Origin of the sequence: Kosakonia pseudosacchari (assembly GCF_015167415.1) — a bacterium.
Classification (GTDB): Bacteria; Pseudomonadota; Gammaproteobacteria; order Enterobacterales; family Enterobacteriaceae; genus Kosakonia; species Kosakonia pseudosacchari.
In genome coordinates this window covers 1-20,687 of the sequence record NZ_CP063425.1, presented here as the reverse complement: position 1 = coordinate 20,687, position 20,687 = coordinate 1, and the positions used below count along the sequence as shown (strand labels likewise).

Genomic DNA, 20,687 nt, shown 5'->3' with positions numbered 1-20,687 from the left:
CTGAAAATTCTGTCTCTCACGCCAAAACACCTTCGGCGTTGTAAGGTTAAGCCTCACGGTTCATTAGTACCGGTTAGCTCAACGCATCGCTGCGCTTACACACCCGGCCTATCAACGTCGTCGTCTTCAACGTTCCTTCAGGAGACTCAAAGTCTCAGGGAGAACTCATCTCGGGGCAAGTTTCGTGCTTAGATGCTTTCAGCACTTATCTCTTCCGCATTTAGCTACCGGGCAGTGCCATTGGCATGACAACCCGAACACCAGTGATGCGTCCACTCCGGTCCTCTCGTACTAGGAGCAGCCCCCCTCAATTCTCCAGCGCCCACGGCAGATAGGGACCGAACTGTCTCACGACGTTCTAAACCCAGCTCGCGTACCACTTTAAATGGCGAACAGCCATACCCTTGGGACCTACTTCAGCCCCAGGATGTGATGAGCCGACATCGAGGTGCCAAACACCGCCGTCGATATGAACTCTTGGGCGGTATCAGCCTGTTATCCCCGGAGTACCTTTTATCCGTTGAGCGATGGCCCTTCCATTCAGAACCACCGGATCACTATGACCTGCTTTCGCACCTGCTCGCGCCGTCACGCTCGCAGTCAAGCCAGCTTATGCCATTGCACTAACCTCCTGATGTCCGACCAGGATTAGCTGACCTTCGTGCTCCTCCGTTACGCTTTAGGAGGAGACCGCCCCAGTCAAACTACCCACCAGACACTGTCCGCAACCCGGGTAACGGGTCCACGTTAGAACACCAGCCATTAAAGGGTGGTATTTCAAGGACGGCTCCACGCAGACTGGCGTCCACGCTTCAAAGCCTCCCACCTATCCTACACATCAAGGACCAGTGTTCAGTGTCAAGCTATAGTAAAGGTTCACGGGGTCTTTCCGTCTTGCCGCGGGTACACTGCATCTTCACAGCGAGTTCAATTTCACTGAGTCTCGGGTGGAGACAGCCTGGCCATCATTACGCCATTCGTGCAGGTCGGAACTTACCCGACAAGGAATTTCGCTACCTTAGGACCGTTATAGTTACGGCCGCCGTTTACCGGGGCTTCGATCAAGAGCTTCTCCTTACGGATGACCCCATCAATTAACCTTCCGGCACCGGGCAGGCGTCACACCGTATACGTCCACTTTCGTGTTTGCACAGTGCTGTGTTTTTAATAAACAGTTGCAGCCAGCTGGTATCTTCGACTGGTTTCAGCTCCATGAGCAAGTCACTTCACCTACGCACCAGCGTGCCTTCTCCCGAAGTTACGGCACCATTTTGCCTAGTTCCTTCACCCGAGTTCTCTCAAGCGCCTTGGTATTCTCTACCTGACCACCTGTGTCGGTTTGGGGTACGATTTCGTGTTACCTGGAGCTTAGAGGCTTTTCCTGGAAGCAGGGCATTTGTTACTTCAGCACCGTAGTGCCTCGTCATCACGCCTCAGTGTTAAAGCACTCCGGATTTGCCTGGAGCACACACCTTCACGCTTAAACCGGGACAACCGTCGCCCGGCTAACATAGCCTTCTCCGTCCCCCCTTCGCAGTAACACCAAGTACAGGAATATTAACCTGTTTCCCATCGACTACGCCTTTCGGCCTCGCCTTAGGGGTCGACTCACCCTGCCCCGATTAACGTTGGACAGGAACCCTTGGTCTTCCGGCGAGCGGGCTTTTCACCCGCTTTATCGTTACTTATGTCAGCATTCGCACTTCTGATACCTCCAGCATGCCTCACAGCACACCTTCGCAGGCTTACAGAACGCTCCCCTACCCAACAACACATAGTGTCGCTGCCGCAGCTTCGGTGCATGGTTTAGCCCCGTTACATCTTCCGCGCAGGCCGACTCGACCAGTGAGCTATTACGCTTTCTTTAAATGATGGCTGCTTCTAAGCCAACATCCTGGCTGTCTGGGCCTTCCCACATCGTTTCCCACTTAACCATGACTTTGGGACCTTAGCTGGCGGTCTGGGTTGTTTCCCTCTTCACGACGGACGTTAGCACCCGCCGTGTGTCTCCCGTGATAACATTCTCCGGTATTCGTAGTTTGCATCGGGTTGGTAAGCCGGGATGGCCCCCTAGCCGAAACAGTGCTCTACCCCCGGAGATGAATTCACGAGGCGCTACCTAAATAGCTTTCGGGGAGAACCAGCTATCTCCCGGTTTGATTGGCCTTTCACCCCCAGCCACAGGTCATCCGCTAATTTTTCAACATTAGTCGGTTCGGTCCTCCAGTTAGTGTTACCCAACCTTCAACCTGCCCATGGCTAGATCACCGGGTTTCGGGTCTATACCCTGCAACTTAACGCCCAGTTAAGACTCGGTTTCCCTTCGGCTCCCCTATTCGGTTAACCTTGCTACAGAATATAAGTCGCTGACCCATTATACAAAAGGTACGCAGTCACACCCCGAAGGATGCTCCCACTGCTTGTACGTACACGGTTTCAGGTTCTTTTTCACTCCCCTCGCCGGGGTTCTTTTCGCCTTTCCCTCACGGTACTGGTTCACTATCGGTCAGTCAGGAGTATTTAGCCTTGGAGGATGGTCCCCCCATATTCAGACAGGATACCACGTGTCCCGCCCTACTCATCGAGCTCACAGCCTGTGCATTTTTGTGTACGGGGCTGTCACCCTGTATCGCGCGACTTTCCAGACGCTTCCACTAACACACAAGCTGATTCAGGCTCTGGGCTCCTCCCCGTTCGCTCGCCGCTACTGGGGGAATCTCGGTTGATTTCTTTTCCTCGGGGTACTTAGATGTTTCAGTTCCCCCGGTTCGCCTCATTAACCTATGGATTCAGTTAATGATAGTGTGACGAGTCACACTGGGTTTCCCCATTCGGACATCGCCGGTTATAACGGTTCATATCACCTTACCGGCGCTTTTCGCAGATTAGCACGTCCTTCATCGCCTCTGACTGCCAGGGCATCCACCGTGTACGCTTAGTCGCTTAACCTCACAACCCGAAGATGTTTCGTGAAACATCCGCGTGTCGCAAAAATTTGAGAGACTCACAGAACAGTTCGCACTGTTCAGTGTTTCAATTTTCAGCTTGATCCAGATTTTTAAAGAGCAAATATCTCAAACATGACTCGTGAGTCAGTTTTGAGATACAGATGGGCAACGCCTTTCACACATTACCGCGCAAGTGGCGTCCCCTAGGGGATTCGAACCCCTGTTACCGCCGTGAAAGGGCGGTGTCCTGGGCCTCTAGACGAAGGGGACGTAAAGTCTCGCTCGCAAGACGCCTTGCTTTTACTTTTCATCAGACAATCTGTGTGGACACTGCAGAGAACGGTTCTTTAAGGTAAGGAGGTGATCCAACCGCAGGTTCCCCTACGGTTACCTTGTTACGACTTCACCCCAGTCATGAATCACAAAGTGGTAAGCGCCCTCCCGAAGGTTAAGCTACCTACTTCTTTTGCAACCCACTCCCATGGTGTGACGGGCGGTGTGTACAAGGCCCGGGAACGTATTCACCGTGGCATTCTGATCCACGATTACTAGCGATTCCGACTTCATGGAGTCGAGTTGCAGACTCCAATCCGGACTACGACGCACTTTATGAGGTCCGCTTGCTCTCGCGAGGTCGCTTCTCTTTGTATGCGCCATTGTAGCACGTGTGTAGCCCTGGTCGTAAGGGCCATGATGACTTGACGTCATCCCCACCTTCCTCCAGTTTATCACTGGCAGTCTCCTTTGAGTTCCCGGCCGGACCGCTGGCAACAAAGGATAAGGGTTGCGCTCGTTGCGGGACTTAACCCAACATTTCACAACACGAGCTGACGACAGCCATGCAGCACCTGTCTCACAGTTCCCGAAGGCACCAAGCCATCTCTGGCAAGTTCTGTGGATGTCAAGACCAGGTAAGGTTCTTCGCGTTGCATCGAATTAAACCACATGCTCCACCGCTTGTGCGGGCCCCCGTCAATTCATTTGAGTTTTAACCTTGCGGCCGTACTCCCCAGGCGGTCTATTTAACGCGTTAGCTCCGGAAGCCACGCCTCAAGGGCACAACCTCCAAATAGACATCGTTTACGGCGTGGACTACCAGGGTATCTAATCCTGTTTGCTCCCCACGCTTTCGCACCTGAGCGTCAGTCTTCGTCCAGGAGGCCGCCTTCGCCACCGGTATTCCTCCAGATCTCTACGCATTTCACCGCTACACCTGGAATTCTACCTCCCTCTACGAGACTCAAGCCTGCCAGTTTCGGATGCAGTTCCCAGGTTGAGCCCGGGGATTTCACATCCGACTTGACAGACCGCCTGCGTGCGCTTTACGCCCAGTAATTCCGATTAACGCTTGCACCCTCCGTATTACCGCGGCTGCTGGCACGGAGTTAGCCGGTGCTTCTTCTGCGGGTAACGTCAATCAACACGGTTATTAACCGTATCGCCTTCCTCCCCGCTGAAAGTGCTTTACAACCCGAAGGCCTTCTTCACACACGCGGCATGGCTGCATCAGGCTTGCGCCCATTGTGCAATATTCCCCACTGCTGCCTCCCGTAGGAGTCTGGACCGTGTCTCAGTTCCAGTGTGGCTGGTCATCCTCTCAGACCAGCTAGGGATCGTCGCCTAGGTGAGCCGTTACCCCACCTACTAGCTAATCCCATCTGGGCACATCTGATGGCAAGAGGCCCGAAGGTCCCCCTCTTTGGTCTTGCGACGTTATGCGGTATTAGCTACCGTTTCCAGTAGTTATCCCCCTCCATCAGGCAGTTTCCCAGACATTACTCACCCGTCCGCCACTCGTCACCCGAGAGCAAGCTCTCTGTGCTACCGTTCGACTTGCATGTGTTAGGCCTGCCGCCAGCGTTCAATCTGAGCCATGATCAAACTCTTCAATTTAAAAGTTTGATGCTCAATGTTTCTTTATTTCTAAAGAAAAGAACTTCGTAATGAATTACGTGTTCACTCACTGAGACTTGGTATTCATTTTTCGTCTTGCGACGTTCAAGAATCCAGTCACCCTGAGTGCCCACACAGATTGTCTGATAAATTGTTAAAGAGCAGTGCCGCCTCGCTTTTTGCTGCGGCGCGGGTTGCGTATACTACGCTTTCCCGCCGTGAAGTCAACTGTTTATTTTCAGATTTCTTCACCTGACAGGCCGGTGTATTTGCCGTTGTGCCGTGTCAGTGGTGGCGCATTATAGGGCGTTAATTCCCGCTGACAACCCCTAATTTCAAAAAAGTTTTCAACCGTCTCTTTTTTCAACAAAGCGTGGTAAAAAGCGGCATAAATTGCCGATTTCGCTGTTTTTACCACCACTGAAAGGTATCGAATGGCATACTAGCCAGTGAAATAAAGAGATAAGGAAGTAAAAATGCCGCTAAACGCACAACAACTTGCCGCGCAGAAAAACATCTCCTGGGTTCTGGCTGAGAAACTGGCGCAACAAATCCTGAAGGGAGAATATGCCCCTGGCAGTATTCTGCCGGGTGAGATGGAGCTGGGCGAGAAGTTTGGCGTAAGCCGCACCGCTGTCAGAGAGGCGGTAAAGACATTAACAGCAAAAGGGATGGTGCTCCCGCGCCCGCGTATTGGTACTCGCGTTATGCCGCGCGGAAACTGGAACTTCCTTGATAAGGAACTGCTCTCCTGGTGGATGCATGAGGATAACTTCCAGGAAGTTGTTCAACACTTTCTTATTATGCGCAGTAGCCTTGAGCCTCAGGCGTGTCTGCTTGCCGCCACGTTGGGTAGCGCGGAACAAAAAGCGTATCTCAACACATTAATGGAAGAGATGGTGTTCCTGAAAAAGAACTTCAACCGCGAACGCTGGGTGGAAATCGATACGGCGTGGCATGAACATATCTACGCAATGAGCGATAACCCTTTCCTAATCTCTTTTTCCACGCTCTTCCATTCGGTTTATCACAGCTACTTTACTTCTATTACCCAAAATGAAGTGGTCAAGCTCGACCTTCACCAGGCGATTGTGGACGCCATCCAGGAAAGCGATGGCGACAGCGCGTTCCGGGCGTGCCAGCTGTTACTGAATACGCCGAATTAACAGGACATGGTATGACAGAAAAAAAAGCGCGCAGTATGGCCGGCCTGCCGTGGATTGCGGCAATGGCCTTTTTTATGCAGGCTCTGGATGCCACGATTCTTAACACCGCACTTCCCGCAATAGCACAAAGCCTTGGCCGTTCCCCTTTAGCAATGCAATCGGCGATTATCAGCTACACACTGACCGTCGCCATGCTTATCCCTATGAGCGGCTGGCTGGCCGATCGCTTCGGTACACGGCGCGTCTTTATGCTGGCAGTCAGCTTGTTTACCCTTGGCTCGTTGGCCTGCGCACTTTCTAATTCATTATCGATGCTGGTTATGTTCCGCGTGGTTCAGGGGATTGGCGGCGCGATGATGATGCCGGTCGCACGCCTGGCATTGCTTCGGGCTTATCCGCGTAGCGAATTGCTGCCGGTACTGAACTTCGTCACCATGCCTGGGCTTGTCGGGCCAATTCTTGGGCCGGTGATGGGAGGCGTGTTAGTCACCTGGGCGAGCTGGCACTGGATCTTCTTAATTAATATCCCGATTGGCCTCGCCGGTCTGTTTTATGCGCGCAAATATATGCCGAACTTCACTACGCCACGACGCAGTTTCGATATGGGCGGTTTTTTCCTGTTCGGTTTAAGCCTGGTGCTGTTCTCAAGCGGAATGGAGTTGTTCGGTGAGAAGCTGGTCGCCAGTTGGATCGCTTTTACTATCATTCTGAGCGGCATTTTGCTGTTACTGGCCTACGTTCGCCATGCGCGTCGACACCCGACGCCGCTGATATCGCTCAACCTGTTTAACACCCGGACCTTTTCCGTCGGGATCGCCGGGAACATAGCTTCACGCCTGGGTACTGGCTGTGTGCCTTTTTTGATGCCGTTGATGTTACAAGTTGGGTTCGGTTATCCGGCATTGATTGCCGGTTGCATGATGGCCCCCACTGCGCTGGGTTCTATCCTGGCGAAATCCACGGTAACTCAGGTACTGCGCTGGTTTGGCTACCGGAAAACACTGGTTGGTATCACGCTGTTTATTGGTTTGATGATTGCGCAGTTCGCCTTACAAACACCGGCGATGGCAATATGGATGCTGGTGCTGCCGCTGTTCATCCTTGGGATGGCGATGTCCACGCAGTTCACCTCAATGAACACCATTACGCTTGCAGACTTAACCGATGAGAACGCCAGCAGCGGTAATAGTGTGCTGGCAGTAACACAGCAACTGTCGATTAGCCTCGGCGTGGCGGTTAGCGCAGCGGTACTACGTTTCTATGAAGGGTTTGACGGCACAAACACCGTTGAGCAATTCCACTATACCTTTATTACTATGGGCGCGATTACGCTGATTTCCGCGTTAGTTTTTATGTTGTTAAAAGCAAAAGATGGCCGCAACCTGATTAAAGAACGGCACAAAAAATCAGGCTGAGCCGCGCTCCATCAATATTGGTGTGAGCTGCAAACGCTGCTGTTGCAAACCTGGCTCCGCAATCCGGTGGATAAGCACATCAATCGCCAGCTCACCCAGTTCATCTTTTGGCTGATGAATAGTGGTGAGCGGCGGCGTCATATAGCGCGCCAGTTCAATGTCGTCATAACCGACGATCGCCATGTCCTGCGGGATTTTCAGCCCCGCCTGGTAAAGCGCCTGATACGCGCCAACGGCCATCGCATCATTGCCAATAAATACCGCCTGCGGGCGCTCGTTCATTGCCAGTAATGTCTGCATCGCGTCGAAGCCGCCGCCAAACTCAAAATCGCTCTCGATCTCATCCCCTTCACGAATCACCAACCCGGCGCGAGCCATCGCTTCGCGATACCCTTCCAGGCGCAAACGTGCGGGGGTTTTATCCAGCGGACCAGTAATGCAGGCGATACGCGTATGCCCTTTGCCAATCAGATATTGCGTCGCCATATCGCCGCCGAGCAGCGAGTTGTCCTGAATCAGATCGCTGTCACCATCGAATGGCGCCCAGTCCATCATTACGGTAGGAATTGAAGGGTAGCGCTGCATGATCTCTTGCGAAGGCTGGTGCGTTTCGGTACACAGCAACAGCAACCCATCGACGCGTTTTTGCATCAGAGTTTCCAGGTTGCGATTCATCCGCTGCTCGTCACCTTCGGTGTTGCACAACACCAGGCTGTAACCCCGCTCGAAACAGCTGCGCTCCACGCCGCGTACCAGCTCCGAGTAAAACGGATTGGTACTGGCGGTGATCAGCATACCAATCGTACGCGTCTGGTTGATCTTCAGGCTACGCGCGATAGCAGAAGGCGCGTAGTTCAGCGTCTTGATCGCCGTTTCCACTTTTTCGCGGATAGCCTCACTGACAAAGCGATCTTTGTTAATTACGTGGGAAACGGTTGAAGTAGAAACGCCCGCCAGGCGGGCAACATCCTTCATGGTCGCCAAGCGTCACCCCTGCGAAGAGAGAAAATCGTCAATCTCATTGCGCCACGGCACAGACGGTTGCGCACCCTTACGCGTGACGGCAATCGCCGCCGCCGCATGAGCAAAACGAATCGCCTCATCCAGAGGTTTATCTTCCAGTAACGCGGTTAGCAACGCGCCGTTAAACGTGTCACCCGCCGCAATGGTATCGATGGCTTTCACTTTAAAGCCCGGTACCCGTTTGCCTTCGCCATTAACGCTGGTCCACACACCACGGCTACCGAGAGTAATAATCACCGTGTTAATACCTTTGGCGTGCAGCGCCTGCGCAGCCCGCGCGGCGTCTTCGTCGCTGGCTACCTTAATGCCGGTGAGTTTTTCCGCTTCGGTCTCGTTCGGCGTGATGATATCCACCAGCGCCAGCAGTTCATCGGAAAGCTCGCGCGCCGGAGCCGGATTCAGCGCCACAATGGTATTGTTTTGATGCGCAATACGCGCCGCAGCCAGTACACTCTCAACCGGTGATTCCAGCTGCATTAACAGTGCAGAAGCCTGCGCGATCAGATCATGCTGCGCGTTGACGCGATCAATTGAGAGCGCCGCATTCGCTCCCGCATGAATACCGATAACATTCTCACCTTCACCGTTAACGAAAATCAGCGCAACACCTGTGGATTCGCCCGCAATCACGCTCACCGGCGTAACATCAATATTGTCGCTCTCAAGCTGTTTACGTACGCGCGCACCGGTATCGTCATCGCCGGTACAGGCGATAAACGCAATATCCGCACCGCTACGCCCGGCGGCTACCGCCTGGTTTGCCCCTTTACCGCCAAAAGCCACCTGATACTGGCTGCCCGTCACGGTTTCGCCCGGTGTCGGGAAAGATTCAAGGTTAAGAATGTGATCGGCATTGATACTGCCAAGGACAACGAGTTTGCCTGCGGTTTTCATGATGAGCTTGTCCGTAAAATGCGCCACCTTTCGGTGGCGCGTGCCATGCTTTTCTTTTTTGCATTGTCCCTCAGGTGAAAGGTGTTTGCCCTCCACCAGAATGACGAATTACTGCTTAACCACCAGCTTCAGATCAACCGGGTTTTTGGCGTAGACTTTTTCACCTTTCAGCACTTTGTCTGCGGTATCCACGCCTTTCGCGCCGATCTGCTCCGGCAACTGAGCGATAGTCGCCGCCAGTTTACCGTCGTTAACCGCTTTCACGCCGTCTGGCGTACCGTCGAAACCAACAACCATGACGTCGGATTTACCGGCGGTTTGCAGTGCGCGCAGCGCACCCAGCGCCATTTCGTCGTTCTGCGCGAAAACAGCCTGCACATCCGGATGCGCGGTCAGCAGGTTCTGCATGACGTTCAGGCCTTTAGTGCGGTCGAAGTCAGCCGGCTGGCTGGCCAGTACGTTAAATTTGTGCGCAGCAACTGCCTGCTGGAAGCCTTCACCACGTTCACGCGCAGCGGACGTCCCGGCAATACCCGCCAGTTCAATCACTTTCGCGCCTTCGCCCGCTTTCTTAGCAATGTAATCCCCGGCAATTTTGCCGCCGAGCACGTTATCAGAAGCGATATGGCTTACCACTTCACCGCTGGAAGCCACACGGTCAAGGGTGATCACCGGGATTTTCGCCTGGTTTGCCATTTTCACAGCGTTACCTACAGCGTCGGAATCGGTCGGGTTGATCAGCAGCAATTTGGTGCCGCGCACGGTCAGGTCCTGCACGTTCGCAAGTTCTTTCGCCGGGTTGTTTTGCGAGTCCAGCACCACCAGGTCATAACCCAGTTTGTCCGCTTCTTTCTGCGCGCCATCCTTCAGGGAAACGAAGAACGGGTTGTTCAGCGTGGAAATCACCAGAGCAATAGAGTCTTTCGCCATCGCGTTTGCGCTTACGGTGGCGCTCAGTGCAACAGCAGAAACCAGAGTGGCCAGTTTTTTCATGTTCATTTTCATGAGTCCTGTTGTGTAGGTAATTACTGCTTTTTGTTGTCTACCAGCACCGCGAGCAGAATCACCACTGCTTTAACGATCATCTGGTAATAGGAGGAAACGCTCAACAAATTCAATCCATTATTGAGGAAGCCAAGGATCAGTGCGCCGATTAACGTTCCGACAATACGTCCTTTGCCACCTGCGAGACTGGTCCCACCCAAAACAACCGCAGCGATAGCATCCAGCTCATAACCTGCTCCCGCAGTAGGTTGCGCCGAGGAAAGACGCGCCACTTCAATAATGCCCGCCAGCGAGGCCAGAAGGCCGCACAGGGAGTAAACGATAACTTTAACTTTATCAACGCTGATACCGGACAAGCGCGTTGCTGCCTCGTTACCGCCTAACGCATAGATATAACGACCCAAACGGGTGTGATGCAACAGATACCACGCCGCGATAAAGACGACGGCCATCAGCCACACCGGCGTCGGAATGCCGAACGGGCGACCGATACCGAACCAGCCAAATACGTCAGCGTTATCGGTAAAGCCGGTGTTAATCGGGCTACCGTTGGTATAAACCAGCGTCACACCGCGCAGCAGCAGCATCATCACCAGCGTGGCGATAAACGCCTGTACGCGGCCTTTCGCGACAATCGTACCGGTCAGTGCGCCAACAGCCGCGCCGAGCGCCAGCGCGCCGAAAACCGCCACCAGCGCGTTAACTTCCATTCCCACCAGCGAGGCGGCAACCGCGCCGGTGAGCGCTAACAGAGATCCGACGGACAGATCGATTCCCGACGTTAAAATAACCAGCGTCATACCGACCGCCATAATGGCGTTGACCGAGGTCTGTTGCAGGATGTTTAACAGGTTATTGACGGTAAAAAAGTTCGGGCTCATGGTCGAGACAATCGCAATCAGCACCAGCAGGGCAATCAACGATTTTTGTTCCATCAACCATGCTTTGGTGAAATAACGGCGACCAGAAACAGCCTGGGTAGTCATCTTTTTTACTCCTGATTCACACGATTAAGCTTGCCCACAGCGGCAGCCATCAACACTTCCTGAGTGGCCTGCTCGCGCGTGAATTCCCCGCCGAGATGCCCTTCATGCATCACCATTATGCGATCGCTCATGCCCAGCACTTCCGGCATTTCGGAGGAGACAAGAATGATGCTCAGGCCATCGGCCTTAAACTGGTTAATTAGTTGATAAATCTCTTTTTTCGCCCCAACATCGACACCACGCGTCGGCTCGTCGAGGATCAGCACTTTCGGCCGCGTCATCAAACCGCGCGCGATCGCCACTTTTTGCTGGTTCCCGCCGGAGAGCAAACCAATGGCCTGCTCCATAGAAGGCGTTTTCACATTAAACAGACGAATAAAATCATTTACTGCCTGCTGCTCATCTTTGTGTTTCAGCGTACCGCCCGCATGGCTGAAGTAACGCAGCGCAGTCAGCGACATGTTCTCTTTCACCGACATGCCGAGGACCAGCCCGTCACGCTTGCGGTCTTCCGAAATATAAACAATACCGTTTGCCAGACCGTCCTGCGGTGAGCGGGTTATGACTTCATGGCCGTCGAGCGTCACATAACCGCTGGTGCGCGGCAGCGCGCCATACAGCACTTTCATCAGTTCAGTGCGCCCCGCGCCCATCAGCCCGGCCACGCCCAGGATCTCGCCTTTACGCAACGTGAAACTGACGTTTTCCACCCCCGGCCCGCACAGATTATCAACGGTCAGGCGGATCTCGCCCGGCGCTTTATCCAGCCGCGGATATTGATCTTCCAGTTTGCGGCCAACCATCATTTCAATCAGCGTATCTTCGGTCAGCGTGGCCACTTCGCGCTCGGCGATAAATTGCCCGTCACGGAAAACGGTCACGTCATCGCAAATCTCGAAGATCTCTTTCATGCGGTGAGAAATATAGACGATGCCGCGCCCCTGCGATTTCAGCTCGCGAATAACACGGAACAGCGATTCGGTTTCGGTATCGGTCAGGGCATCGGTTGGCTCATCCATAATGATGACCTGCGATTCGTAGCTCATCACTTTGGCGATTTCGACCATCTGCTGATCGCCAATCGACAGTTCGCCGACCAGCCGATCGCTTTTAAAACGCAGATTCAGCTTCGCCAGCAGTTTGTCCGCTTCGGCAAACATCTTTTTCCAGTCGATTTTGCCAAAGCGATTCACAAACTCACGGCCAAGGAAGATGTTCTCGGCGATGGTGAGTTGCGGGATCAGGTTCAGTTCCTGGTGAATGATGCCAATACCGGCTTCCTGGGAGGATTTCGGCCCGCTGAACGTGGTCTCTTTGCCTAACCACAGCAGCGAACCGGCGTCACGGGTGTAGATGCCCGTCAGCACTTTCATCATCGTTGATTTGCCGGCACCGTTTTCACCCACCAGCGCCATCACGCGGCCAGGGTAAACATTTAGCGCCGCGCCGGAGAGGGCTTTTACGCCGGGAAAGGCTTTATCAATGCCTTTGAGTTGTAGTAACGCGTCCATGATGGCCTCAGAAGGTCACGCCAGCACAGAGAATGATATTCGCAAACGGGGAACACTCCCCGCTGCGAATCACCGCATGACTGTCCGCGGTGTGTTTTTTAAATTGCTCGTGCGTAACGTACCGCACATTGATGTTATTTCCCTGGTGTTTTTGCAGCTGCTCAATATGCTTGAGCAACGTTTCATGGAGCTGCGGATTATGCTGCTTAATCTCCGAGGCGATAATCGCGGTCTCAACCTGCATTTCCGCCGTCACTACTTCCAGTACTTGCATAAAGGAAGGCACGCCTTGAGTGAGTGCCATATCAATGCGTTGGGTGTTACGCGGTACCGGCAACCCGGCATCACACACCACCAGCGAATCAGTATGACCAAGACGAGAGATGACTGACGAGATGTCAGCGTTCAGCACACGACCTTTTTTCATTTTTTATGCTCCATCAGCGAAACGTTTCGCTGTATTGCAGTGTAGTACGAAGAATGTGCAGAAAACTATCTTGCCGTTACAGAAGTGTGATCGATATCGAAACGTTTCGCTTGCCGAATTGATGAAAAAAACAGCTTTCCTGTTTTAAGTAAAATAGCCAGTAATTAATAGCAAAAACCCCTCATAAAGAGGGGTTTTATTAGCATTAAATTTCGACCTGCGTTCCCAGCTCTATCACCCGGTTTGGCGGGATCTCAAACTGGTCTGGTGCGCGCAGCGCGTTACGCTGCAGCACCAGATAAAGTTTCCCGCGCAGACGCAAATACCAGGGGCGTTTGCCCAGGATCAGCGATTCATGCGACATAAAGAACGAGGTCTCCATCATGCGGCAGTTCAACCCTTCCAGACCGCAGCGGTGGAACACTTCTTCCACGTTCGGCGTTTCGCGCCAGCCATAGCTCGCCACCACACGCCAGAAGGTTGGCGACAATTGCTCAATCTGCACGCGGCGCACATTGTGCACATACGGCGCATCTTCAGTACGCAGCGTCAGCAGGATCACGCGCTCATGCAGCACCTTGTTGTGCTTCAGGTTATGCATCATCGCGAACGGGATAACATTCAGTGCACGCGACATATAAACCGCGGTTCCCGGTACGCGCACCGGCGGTGATTTCTCCAGCGAGGCAATCATTGCCTCCAGAGAGTTACCATGTTCATGCATACGGCGCAGCAAGCGGAAACGCTCGCTCTTCCAGGTCGTCATCACCATGAACATCACCAGCCCAAGGGTTAATGGCAACCAACCACCGGAGACGATTTTGTCGAGGTTCGCCGAGAACAGCGGCACATCGATAGAGAGGAATAAGAGCAGAAGCAGCCCCACCAGCACTTTGTTCCAGTGCCAGTTTTTGCGCGCCACCGTGGTGGAGAGAATAGAGGTCAACACCATGGTGCCGGTCACGGCGATGCCATATGCCGCCGCCAGGTTACTGGAGTGCTCAAAGCTGACAATCACCAGCACCACCGCAAAGTAGAGCAGCCAATTAATGAACGGGATATAGATCTGCCCGGATTCCATCTCCGAGGTATGGATGATACGCATCGGTGCCAGATAACCCAGACGTACGGCCTGGCGCGTCAGGGAGAACACGCCGGAAATCACCGCCTGCGAGGCAATCACCGTCGCCAGCGTGGCAATAATCAGCATCGGGATCAGCGCCCATTCCGGCGCAAGCAGGAAGAAGGGGTTTTTAATCGCTTCCGGCGTTTTCAGCAATAACGCGCCCTGACCAAAGTAGTTCAGCACCAGCGACGGCAATACCACAATAAACCACGCCACGCGGATCGGCAGCTTACCGAAGTGGCCCATATCCGCATACAGCGCTTCCACCCCGGTGATAGAGAGCACGACCGCGCCCAGCGCCACAAAGGAGATAGCTTTATATTGCAGGAAGAAATTCACCGCCCACATCGGGTTCAGTGCCTGCAATACTTCAGGGTTGGCAATAATACTACGTGCGCCGAGCACCGCGAGAATCAAAAACCACGCCAGCATAATGGGCGCAAACAGCTTCCCCACAAGGCCTGTACCGTGTTTTTGAATCGCGAACAGCAGGGTTAACACCACAATCGACAGCGGCACAATCCAGTCGTCGAGCGAAGGCGCGATAATTTCCAGCCCCTCTATCGCCGACATCACAGAAATCGCGGGGGTTATCACCACCTCGCCATAAAAGAAGCTGCCGCCAATCAGCCCCATGATCACCAGCACCGAGGTCATCCTTGCGGAGGTATTGCGCCCGGCCAGCGACATCAACGTTAAGATCCCGCCTTCACCGGCGTTATCCGCCCGCATGACGAAGGTCAGGTACTTAATGGAGACGACAAAAATCAGCAGCCAGAAGATGAGCGACAAAAAGCCGAACACAGCATCGCGCTCAACGCCAAAACCAAACTGACCAGACAAACATTCACGAAGTGTATAAAGTGGGCTGGTGCCGATATCACCGTAGACAACCCCAATCGCCGCAAGCGTAACCGCAGGTAATGATTGCTTATTATCAGTGCTCATAGACTAATCTTTTGATTGAATGCCAAAATGTGTGCTTAGTCCCTTGGCCCACAAAAAGCGCACAGTATGCACGATTATTTGTGAAATCGTACCCCTAAATGCGGCCACATTAATCTGGCGCAAAGAAAATAAAGCCGTTCTTCAGTCTATTACAAGCCCTTTCAGGAACGTCTATACTCGCTTTTGCAAGCCGGATAACACGGCGAAAGGACGCAAATCTATTATGGCTCACTCACATTTATTAGCAGAAAGAATTTCCCGCTTGAGCAGCGCGCTGGAAAAAGGGCTTTTTGAGCGCAGCCACGCCATTCGCCTGTGTTTGCTGGCGGCACTAAGCGGTGAGAGTGTGTTTCTTCTTGGCCCGCCGGGCATTGCCAAAAGCCTGATTGCTCGCCGTCTGAAGTTTGCCTTCAAACATGCCCGCGCGTTTGAATATTTGATGACCCGTTTCTCGACGCCGGAAGAGGTGTTTGGCCCGCTTTCCATCCAGGCATTAAAAGATGAAGGGCGCTACGAGCGCTTAACCAGCGGCTATTTACCGGAAGCTGAAATTGTCTTTCTGGATGAAATCTGGAAAGCAGGTCCGGCCATTCTCAACACGCTGCTGACGGCGATTAACGAACGACGTTTTCGCAATGGTGCCAGCGAAGAGAAAATCCCCATGCGCTTGCTGGTGGCCGCCTCTAACGAACTGCCGGAAGCGGATAGCAGCCTTGAAGCGCTGTATGACCGCATGTTGATTCGCCTGTGGCTCGACAAAGTGCAGGAGAAGGGTAACTTCCGCTCGATGCTGATTAGCCAGCAGGATGAGAACGACAACCCGGTGCCTGCGGAGTTGCAAATCACTGATGACGAGTACGCCAGCTGGCAACAGGAAATCAGCAAGGTCAAACTACCGGATAATGTTTTTGAGCTTATCTATACGTTGCGCCAGCAGCTTGATGCATTGCCGAGCGCGCCGTATGTTTCCGATCGTCGCTGGAAAAAGGCCATCCGCCTGTTGCAGTCCAGCGCCTTTTTCAGTGGCCGCGATGCGGTCGCGCCGATTGATTTAATCTTGCTGAAAGATTGTCTGTGGCACGACGCTGAAGGCATGCGCCTGCTGCAACAACAACTGGAAATTTTGATGACCGGGCACGCCTGGCAACAACAATCGATGCTCGCGCAGCTCACCACTATTTCGCAGCGCCACCTGCAACTTCAGCAACAGCAAAGCGACAAAACGGCGCTCAAAGTGAGCCGCCAGGGCGGGATGTTCAGCCGACGCCCTCATTACGATTTACCCGCCGATGTAACCGAACCGGTGCTGACACTCCTCCTGCAACAGCCGTTAAAATTACATGATTTGCAGGTTATTCACGTCACCATTGAACGCAGCGCGCTGGAGCAGTGGCTGGCGAAAGGCGGTGAGATCCGCGGCAAACTTAACGGCATTGGTTTTGCGCAAGTGCTGAATCTGGAAGTGGATGCCAGCCTGCATCTGTTGATCCGCGACGTCAGTCTGCAAGGATCGCGTCTTGCCCTGCCCGGTGGCAGTACCTCAGAAAATGTGCCGGAAGAGATTAAGCAGCAACTGGAAGCACTGGACAACACCTGGCACCAGCAGCACACCCGTTTTAGCGAGCAGCAAAAATGCCTGTTTATTGCCGCCGACTGGTTAGGTCGCATTGAAGCCAGCCTGCAGGATGTCAGAGCGCAGATCCAACAGGCGCGGCAATGCTAACGCTGGAAACACTCAATGTAATGCTCACTATCAGTGAGGAGGCGTTGGTTGAAGAACTGATAGTTCTGCTGCTGGCGTCCCCGCAACTGGCGCTGTTTTTCGAAAAATTTCCCAAACTCAAACACGCCATCACCGAGGACGTCCCGCGCTGGCGTGAAGCGCTAAAAAAGCACCTCAAAGAGAGTGAAGTGCCGCCAGAGCTGGCACAAGAAGTGTTGAGCTACCAGCAAAGTCAGCTGCTTTCAACGTCGCAATTTACTGTTCAGTTGCCACAAATTCTGGCTTTGCTGGATAAGCTGCGCTCGCCTTTCGCAACACAAGCGAGGCAAATGGTTGCCGATAACCCGGTCTTTACGCCCGCGCTGCATACTCTGTTTTTGCAACGCTGGCGGTTGAGTCTGGTGGTGCAAACCACCGCTTTCAACCAGCAGTTACTGGAAGAAGAGCGCGAGCAATTGCTCAGTGAAGTGCAGGAACGCATGACGCTCAGCGGCCAGCTAGAGCCGGTGCTGATCGAAAATGAAAACGCCGCAGGCAGGCTATGGGATATGAGCGCCGGTCAGCTTAAACGCGGTGATTATCAGTTGATCGTTAAGTATGGTGATTTTCTCAAAGAACAACCGGAACTCCAGCAGCTCGCGGAACAACTTGGCCGCTCACGGGAAGCCAGGTCGGTGCCGCGAAAAGATGCGCCAATGGAAACCTTCCGCACCCTGGTGCGCGAACCGGCAATCGTACCGGAGCAGGTTGACGGGCTGCATCAGAGCGACGATATCCTGCGCTTATTGCCGCCGGAACTGGCGACGCTGGGCATCACCGAACTGGAGTATGAGTTTTACCGGCGGCTGGTGGAAAAGCAGTTGCTGACTTACCGACTGCATGGCGATGCCTGGCGGGAAAAAGTGACAGAACGCCCGGTTGTTCACCAGGATTTTGACCAGCAACCGCGCGGCCCCTTTATTGTTTGTGTCGATACCTCCGGTTCCATGGGTGGTTTCAACGAACAGTGCGCCAAAGCGTTCTGCCTCGCACTGATGCGCGTGGCACTGGCGGACAAACGACGCTGTTTTATTATGCTGTTTTCCAGCGAAGTGGTGCGCTATGAACTTACCAGTGCGCAGGGGCTGGAGCAGGCGATCCGTTTTCTCAGCCAGCGCTTTCGCGGTGGCACCGATCTGGCGAGCTGTTTTCGCGCGATCATCGAACGGATGCAGGGCGGAGAGTGGTATGACGCGGACGCGGTGGTGATTTCTGATTTTATCGCCCAGCGCCTGCCGGACGATGTCGTTAATAAAGTGAAAGAGCTTCAACAGGTTCATCAGCATCGCTTTCACGCCGTGGCGATGTCGTCGCACGGCAAGCCCGGCATCATGCGTATCTTCGACCATATCTGGCGCTTTGATACCGGGATGCGCAGCCGCCTGTTACGGCGCTGGCGGCGTTAAAGCAGGCCGGAAACCTGCTCGCGAACATGCGCAGGCCACACGCCGCACTGCACTTGCCCGATGTGCGGTAATTGCAGCAGCAGCATGGTAAGGCGCGATTGACCGATCCCGCCGCCGATCGTTTGTGGCATCTCACCGCGCAGCAGCGCCTGGTGCCACTCCAGCTGTAAGCGATCTTCATCGCCGGTCAGCTTCAACTGCCGTTTTAAGGCATCGGCATCAACGCGAATGCCCATCGACGATAGTTCCAGCGCGTCTTCCAGTACCGGGTTCCACACCAGAATATCGCCGTTCAAACCGCTGAAACCCGTTTCCGCCGGCGTACTCCAGTCATCGTAATCCGGCGCACGCACATCATGGCGCTTGCCGTCGCTAAGTTTGCCGCCAATGCCCATCAGGAACACTGCGCCCAGCTCTTTCGCGATCGCTCTCTCGCGCCCTTTGGCATCGAGATGCGGAAAGCGGCTAAGCAGCGTTTCGCTATGTACAAAGTGGATCTGTTCTGGCAGGAACGGTACCAGGCCAAATCGCTCGCTAACGGCAGCTTCAGTCTCTTTGATCCCTGACCAGATCGCCTCAACGGTGCTTTTTAAGGTTGCCAGCTGACGCTGATCGTCACCCAACACACGTTCCCAGTCCCACTGATCCACATAAACGGAGTGAATAGAAGAAAGGCGATCTTCATCCGGGCGCAGGGCTTTCATGTGCGTGTATAGCCCTTCACCAGCGCTGAAGTCATGCTGGCCCAGCGTCTGGCGTTTCCATTTAGCCAGTGAATGCACCACTTCGAAACGGGCATCCGGCAGCGTTTTCACATTGACCTGTACCGCTTTTTCACACCCCGACAGGTTATCTTGCGTGCCATCACCCACGCGGCTAAGGATCGGCGCCTGAACTTCAATCAGGCCCAGTTTCTCCTCCAGCTGGCGAGAGAAAAAAGATTTCACGAAAGCAATCTGGCGTTGTTTTGCGATGTAAGCGGTTTTCATTATGTCACTCCTGTGTCCTGTTGCTATTCATTAAGCAATAAAACATCGCAATAACTCAATAATTCACAATTAAAAAGCCAGTAACGCTTTTGATTCGTCAATACAGCAAGCTAAAATAGAAATATTCATTATTCTTAATAAGAAAATCCTATGGAAAATTATCAGATCGATAATCTGGACCGCGGCATCCTCGACGCGTTGATGGCGAATGCGCGTACTGCATACGCCGAACTGGCCAAACAGTTTGGTGTCAGCCCTGGCACCATTCACGTACGCGTGGAGAAAATGAAGCAAGCAGGGATCATTACCGGTGCACGCATTGACGTAAGCCCAAAACAATTGGGATATGACGTTTGCTGCTTTATCGGCATCATTTTGAAAAGCGCCAAAGATTACCCCTCCGCGCTGGCGAAGCTGGAAAGTCTGGAAGAGGTGACCGAGGCTTATTACACCACCGGTCACTACAGCATCTTTATTAAGGTGATGTGTCGATCCATAGACGCCTTGCAGCAGGTACTTATCAACAAGATCCAAACCATTGATGAAATTCAGTCCACGGAGACACTGATCTCCCTGCAAAACCCGATCATGCGTACGATCCGCCCTTAACCGGGCGTTTTCATCCTCAAATAATACCCGTATTGTCCACAGGTAGATCCCAGCCCATTCACAGCGTACAATGCCCCCCTATTTATCGCCGAATGGCGAGTAAAACGGAGCGGGCTTCATGGCAGACATCACTCTTATTAGCGGCAGTACTCTTGGCGGCGCGGAATACGTGGCGGAACATCTGGCGGAAAAGCTGGAAGACGCGGGTTTCAGTACCGAGACGCTGCACGGCCCGCTTTTAGAGGATCTTGTTTTGCAGGGCACCTGGCTGGTGGTCAGTTCCACCCATGGTGCGGGCGATCTGCCCGAAAACCTGCAACCGCTTTTAGATGATTTGAATGAGCAAAAGCCGGATCTGTCCCAGGTACGTTTTGGCGCTATCGGTATCGGTAGTCGTGAATATGACACTTTCTGTCAGGCGATCGAAAAACTGGAAGCGTCATTAACAGCGTGCGGTGCAAAACAGATCGGCGAAACGCTGAAGATCAACATCCTTGATCACGATATTCCGGAAGATCCAGCAGAAGAATGGCTGGGATCCTGGAAAAATTTACTCAATAACGATTAAAGATCGTGCGA

14 protein-coding genes, 1 tRNA gene and 2 rRNA genes are annotated in these 20,687 nt (G+C 53.4%); 6 read left to right on the top strand and 11 right to left on the bottom strand.

The features are described from left to right. Positions 1-42: 42 nt before the first annotated feature. The 3 genes from IP581_RS00085 to IP581_RS00075 form a co-directional block, all read right to left on the bottom strand. Positions 43-2,949, bottom strand: a 23S ribosomal RNA gene (locus IP581_RS00085). A gap of 193 nt (positions 2,950-3,142) precedes the next feature. Then, a tRNA-Glu gene (locus IP581_RS00080) sits at positions 3,143-3,218 on the bottom strand. 83 nt (positions 3,219-3,301) lie between these two features. Next, positions 3,302-4,841, bottom strand: a 16S ribosomal RNA gene (locus IP581_RS00075). Together the 16S and 23S rRNA genes with 1 tRNA gene alongside form the textbook arrangement of a ribosomal RNA operon. Positions 4,842-5,317: 476 nt before the next feature. Here IP581_RS00075 and IP581_RS00070 point away from each other — a divergent pair. Beyond that, on the top strand, positions 5,318-6,007 hold the full coding sequence (locus IP581_RS00070) for a FadR/GntR family transcriptional regulator (protein ID WP_193821492.1): 690 nt from the start codon (positions 5,318-5,320) through the stop codon (positions 6,005-6,007). An 11-nt stretch (positions 6,008-6,018) separates the two neighbouring features. Next, positions 6,019-7,422, top strand: a complete 1,404-nt coding sequence (gene mdtD, locus IP581_RS00065; protein ID WP_193821491.1) for a multidrug transporter subunit MdtD — start codon at positions 6,019-6,021, stop codon at positions 7,420-7,422. On the opposite strand, the gene rbsR is transcribed toward mdtD, so the two are convergent. The 7 genes from rbsR to kup all read right to left on the bottom strand — a co-directional run bounded on the left by rbsR (position 7,414) and on the right by kup (position 15,342). Further along, on the bottom strand, positions 7,414-8,406 hold the full coding sequence (gene rbsR / locus IP581_RS00060) for a ribose operon transcriptional repressor RbsR (protein ID WP_086872160.1): 993 nt from the start codon (positions 8,404-8,406) through the stop codon (positions 7,414-7,416). The two genes, mdtD and rbsR, sit on opposite strands and share 9 nt — an antisense overlap. Before the next feature lie 3 nt (positions 8,407-8,409). Further along, on the bottom strand, positions 8,410-9,339 hold the full coding sequence (gene rbsK / locus IP581_RS00055) for a ribokinase (RefSeq protein WP_193821490.1): 930 nt from the start codon (positions 9,337-9,339) through the stop codon (positions 8,410-8,412). A 108-nt stretch (positions 9,340-9,447) separates the two neighbouring features. Beyond that, positions 9,448-10,338 carry a ribose ABC transporter substrate-binding protein RbsB gene (gene rbsB, locus IP581_RS00050; RefSeq protein WP_086872165.1) on the bottom strand — a complete coding sequence of 297 codons (891 nt, stop codon included), beginning with the start codon at positions 10,336-10,338 and terminating at the stop codon, positions 9,448-9,450. Between the two features lie 26 nt (positions 10,339-10,364). Further along, a complete protein-coding gene (gene rbsC / locus IP581_RS00045) occupies positions 10,365-11,330 on the bottom strand; it encodes a ribose ABC transporter permease (protein WP_086872167.1) in 966 nt (321 codons plus the stop codon). Positions 11,331-11,335: 5 nt separating this feature from the next. Further along, on the bottom strand, positions 11,336-12,841 hold the full coding sequence (rbsA, locus tag IP581_RS00040) for a ribose ABC transporter ATP-binding protein RbsA (protein ID WP_193821489.1): 1,506 nt from the start codon (positions 12,839-12,841) through the stop codon (positions 11,336-11,338). A gap of 7 nt (positions 12,842-12,848) precedes the next feature. After that, a complete protein-coding gene (gene rbsD / locus IP581_RS00035) occupies positions 12,849-13,268 on the bottom strand; it encodes a D-ribose pyranase (protein ID WP_193821488.1) in 420 nt (139 codons plus the stop codon). Positions 13,269-13,473: 205 nt separating this feature from the next. Next, on the bottom strand, positions 13,474-15,342 hold the full coding sequence (kup, locus tag IP581_RS00030) for a low affinity potassium transporter Kup (RefSeq protein ID WP_086872173.1): 1,869 nt from the start codon (positions 15,340-15,342) through the stop codon (positions 13,474-13,476). A 223-nt stretch (positions 15,343-15,565) separates the two neighbouring features. Here kup and ravA point away from each other — a divergent pair, with 223 nt between their 5' ends. Both ravA and viaA read left to right on the top strand, forming a co-directional pair. Then, positions 15,566-17,065 (top strand): ATPase RavA, encoded by a 1,500-nt coding sequence (gene ravA, locus IP581_RS00025; protein WP_193821487.1) that lies wholly within the window; start codon positions 15,566-15,568, stop codon positions 17,063-17,065. Then, on the top strand, positions 17,059-18,510 hold the full coding sequence (gene viaA / locus IP581_RS00020; RefSeq protein ID WP_086872177.1) for an ATPase RavA stimulator ViaA: 1,452 nt from the start codon (positions 17,059-17,061) through the stop codon (positions 18,508-18,510). The genes ravA and viaA overlap by 7 nt, the downstream gene beginning before the upstream one ends. Here the strand turns inward: viaA and asnA are convergent. After that, a complete protein-coding gene (gene asnA, locus IP581_RS00015; RefSeq protein WP_086872179.1) occupies positions 18,507-19,499 on the bottom strand; it encodes an aspartate--ammonia ligase in 993 nt (330 codons plus the stop codon). The two genes, viaA and asnA, sit on opposite strands and share 4 nt — an antisense overlap. Before the next feature lie 150 nt (positions 19,500-19,649). On the opposite strand from asnA, the gene asnC reads away from it, so the two are divergent. Together asnC and mioC are read left to right on the top strand one after the other, a co-directional pair. Beyond that, complete coding sequence (gene asnC, locus IP581_RS00010; RefSeq protein WP_007369362.1) at positions 19,650-20,108, top strand: transcriptional regulator AsnC; 459 nt, start codon at positions 19,650-19,652, stop codon at positions 20,106-20,108. 118 nt (positions 20,109-20,226) lie between these two features. After that, positions 20,227-20,676, top strand: coding sequence for an FMN-binding protein MioC (gene mioC, locus IP581_RS00005; RefSeq protein WP_193821486.1), 450 nt, complete (start codon positions 20,227-20,229; stop codon positions 20,674-20,676). Positions 20,677-20,687: the final 11 nt, after the last annotated feature.

Coding starts and splice junctions, on each gene's coding strand:
- rbsB (WP_086872165.1), bottom strand. CDS start 10,338: ATGAACATGAAAAAACTGGCCACTCTGGTTTCTGCTGTTGCACTGAGC.
- rbsK (WP_193821490.1), bottom strand. CDS start 9,339: ATGAAAACCGCAGGCAAACTCGTTGTCCTTGGCAGTATCAATGCCGAT.
- asnA (WP_086872179.1), bottom strand. CDS start 19,499: ATGAAAACCGCTTACATCGCAAAACAACGCCAGATTGCTTTCGTGAAA.
- mdtD (WP_193821491.1), top strand. CDS start 6,019: ATGACAGAAAAAAAAGCGCGCAGTATGGCCGGCCTGCCGTGGATTGCG.
- rbsA (WP_193821489.1), bottom strand. CDS start 12,841: ATGGACGCGTTACTACAACTCAAAGGCATTGATAAAGCCTTTCCCGGC.
- mioC (WP_193821486.1), top strand. CDS start 20,227: ATGGCAGACATCACTCTTATTAGCGGCAGTACTCTTGGCGGCGCGGAA.
- ravA (WP_193821487.1), top strand. CDS start 15,566: ATGGCTCACTCACATTTATTAGCAGAAAGAATTTCCCGCTTGAGCAGC.
- IP581_RS00070 (WP_193821492.1), top strand. CDS start 5,318: ATGCCGCTAAACGCACAACAACTTGCCGCGCAGAAAAACATCTCCTGG.
- rbsC (WP_086872167.1), bottom strand. CDS start 11,330: ATGACTACCCAGGCTGTTTCTGGTCGCCGTTATTTCACCAAAGCATGG.
- kup (WP_086872173.1), bottom strand. CDS start 15,342: ATGAGCACTGATAATAAGCAATCATTACCTGCGGTTACGCTTGCGGCG.
- viaA (WP_086872177.1), top strand. CDS start 17,059: ATGCTAACGCTGGAAACACTCAATGTAATGCTCACTATCAGTGAGGAG.
- asnC (WP_007369362.1), top strand. CDS start 19,650: ATGGAAAATTATCAGATCGATAATCTGGACCGCGGCATCCTCGACGCG.
- rbsD (WP_193821488.1), bottom strand. CDS start 13,268: ATGAAAAAAGGTCGTGTGCTGAACGCTGACATCTCGTCAGTCATCTCT.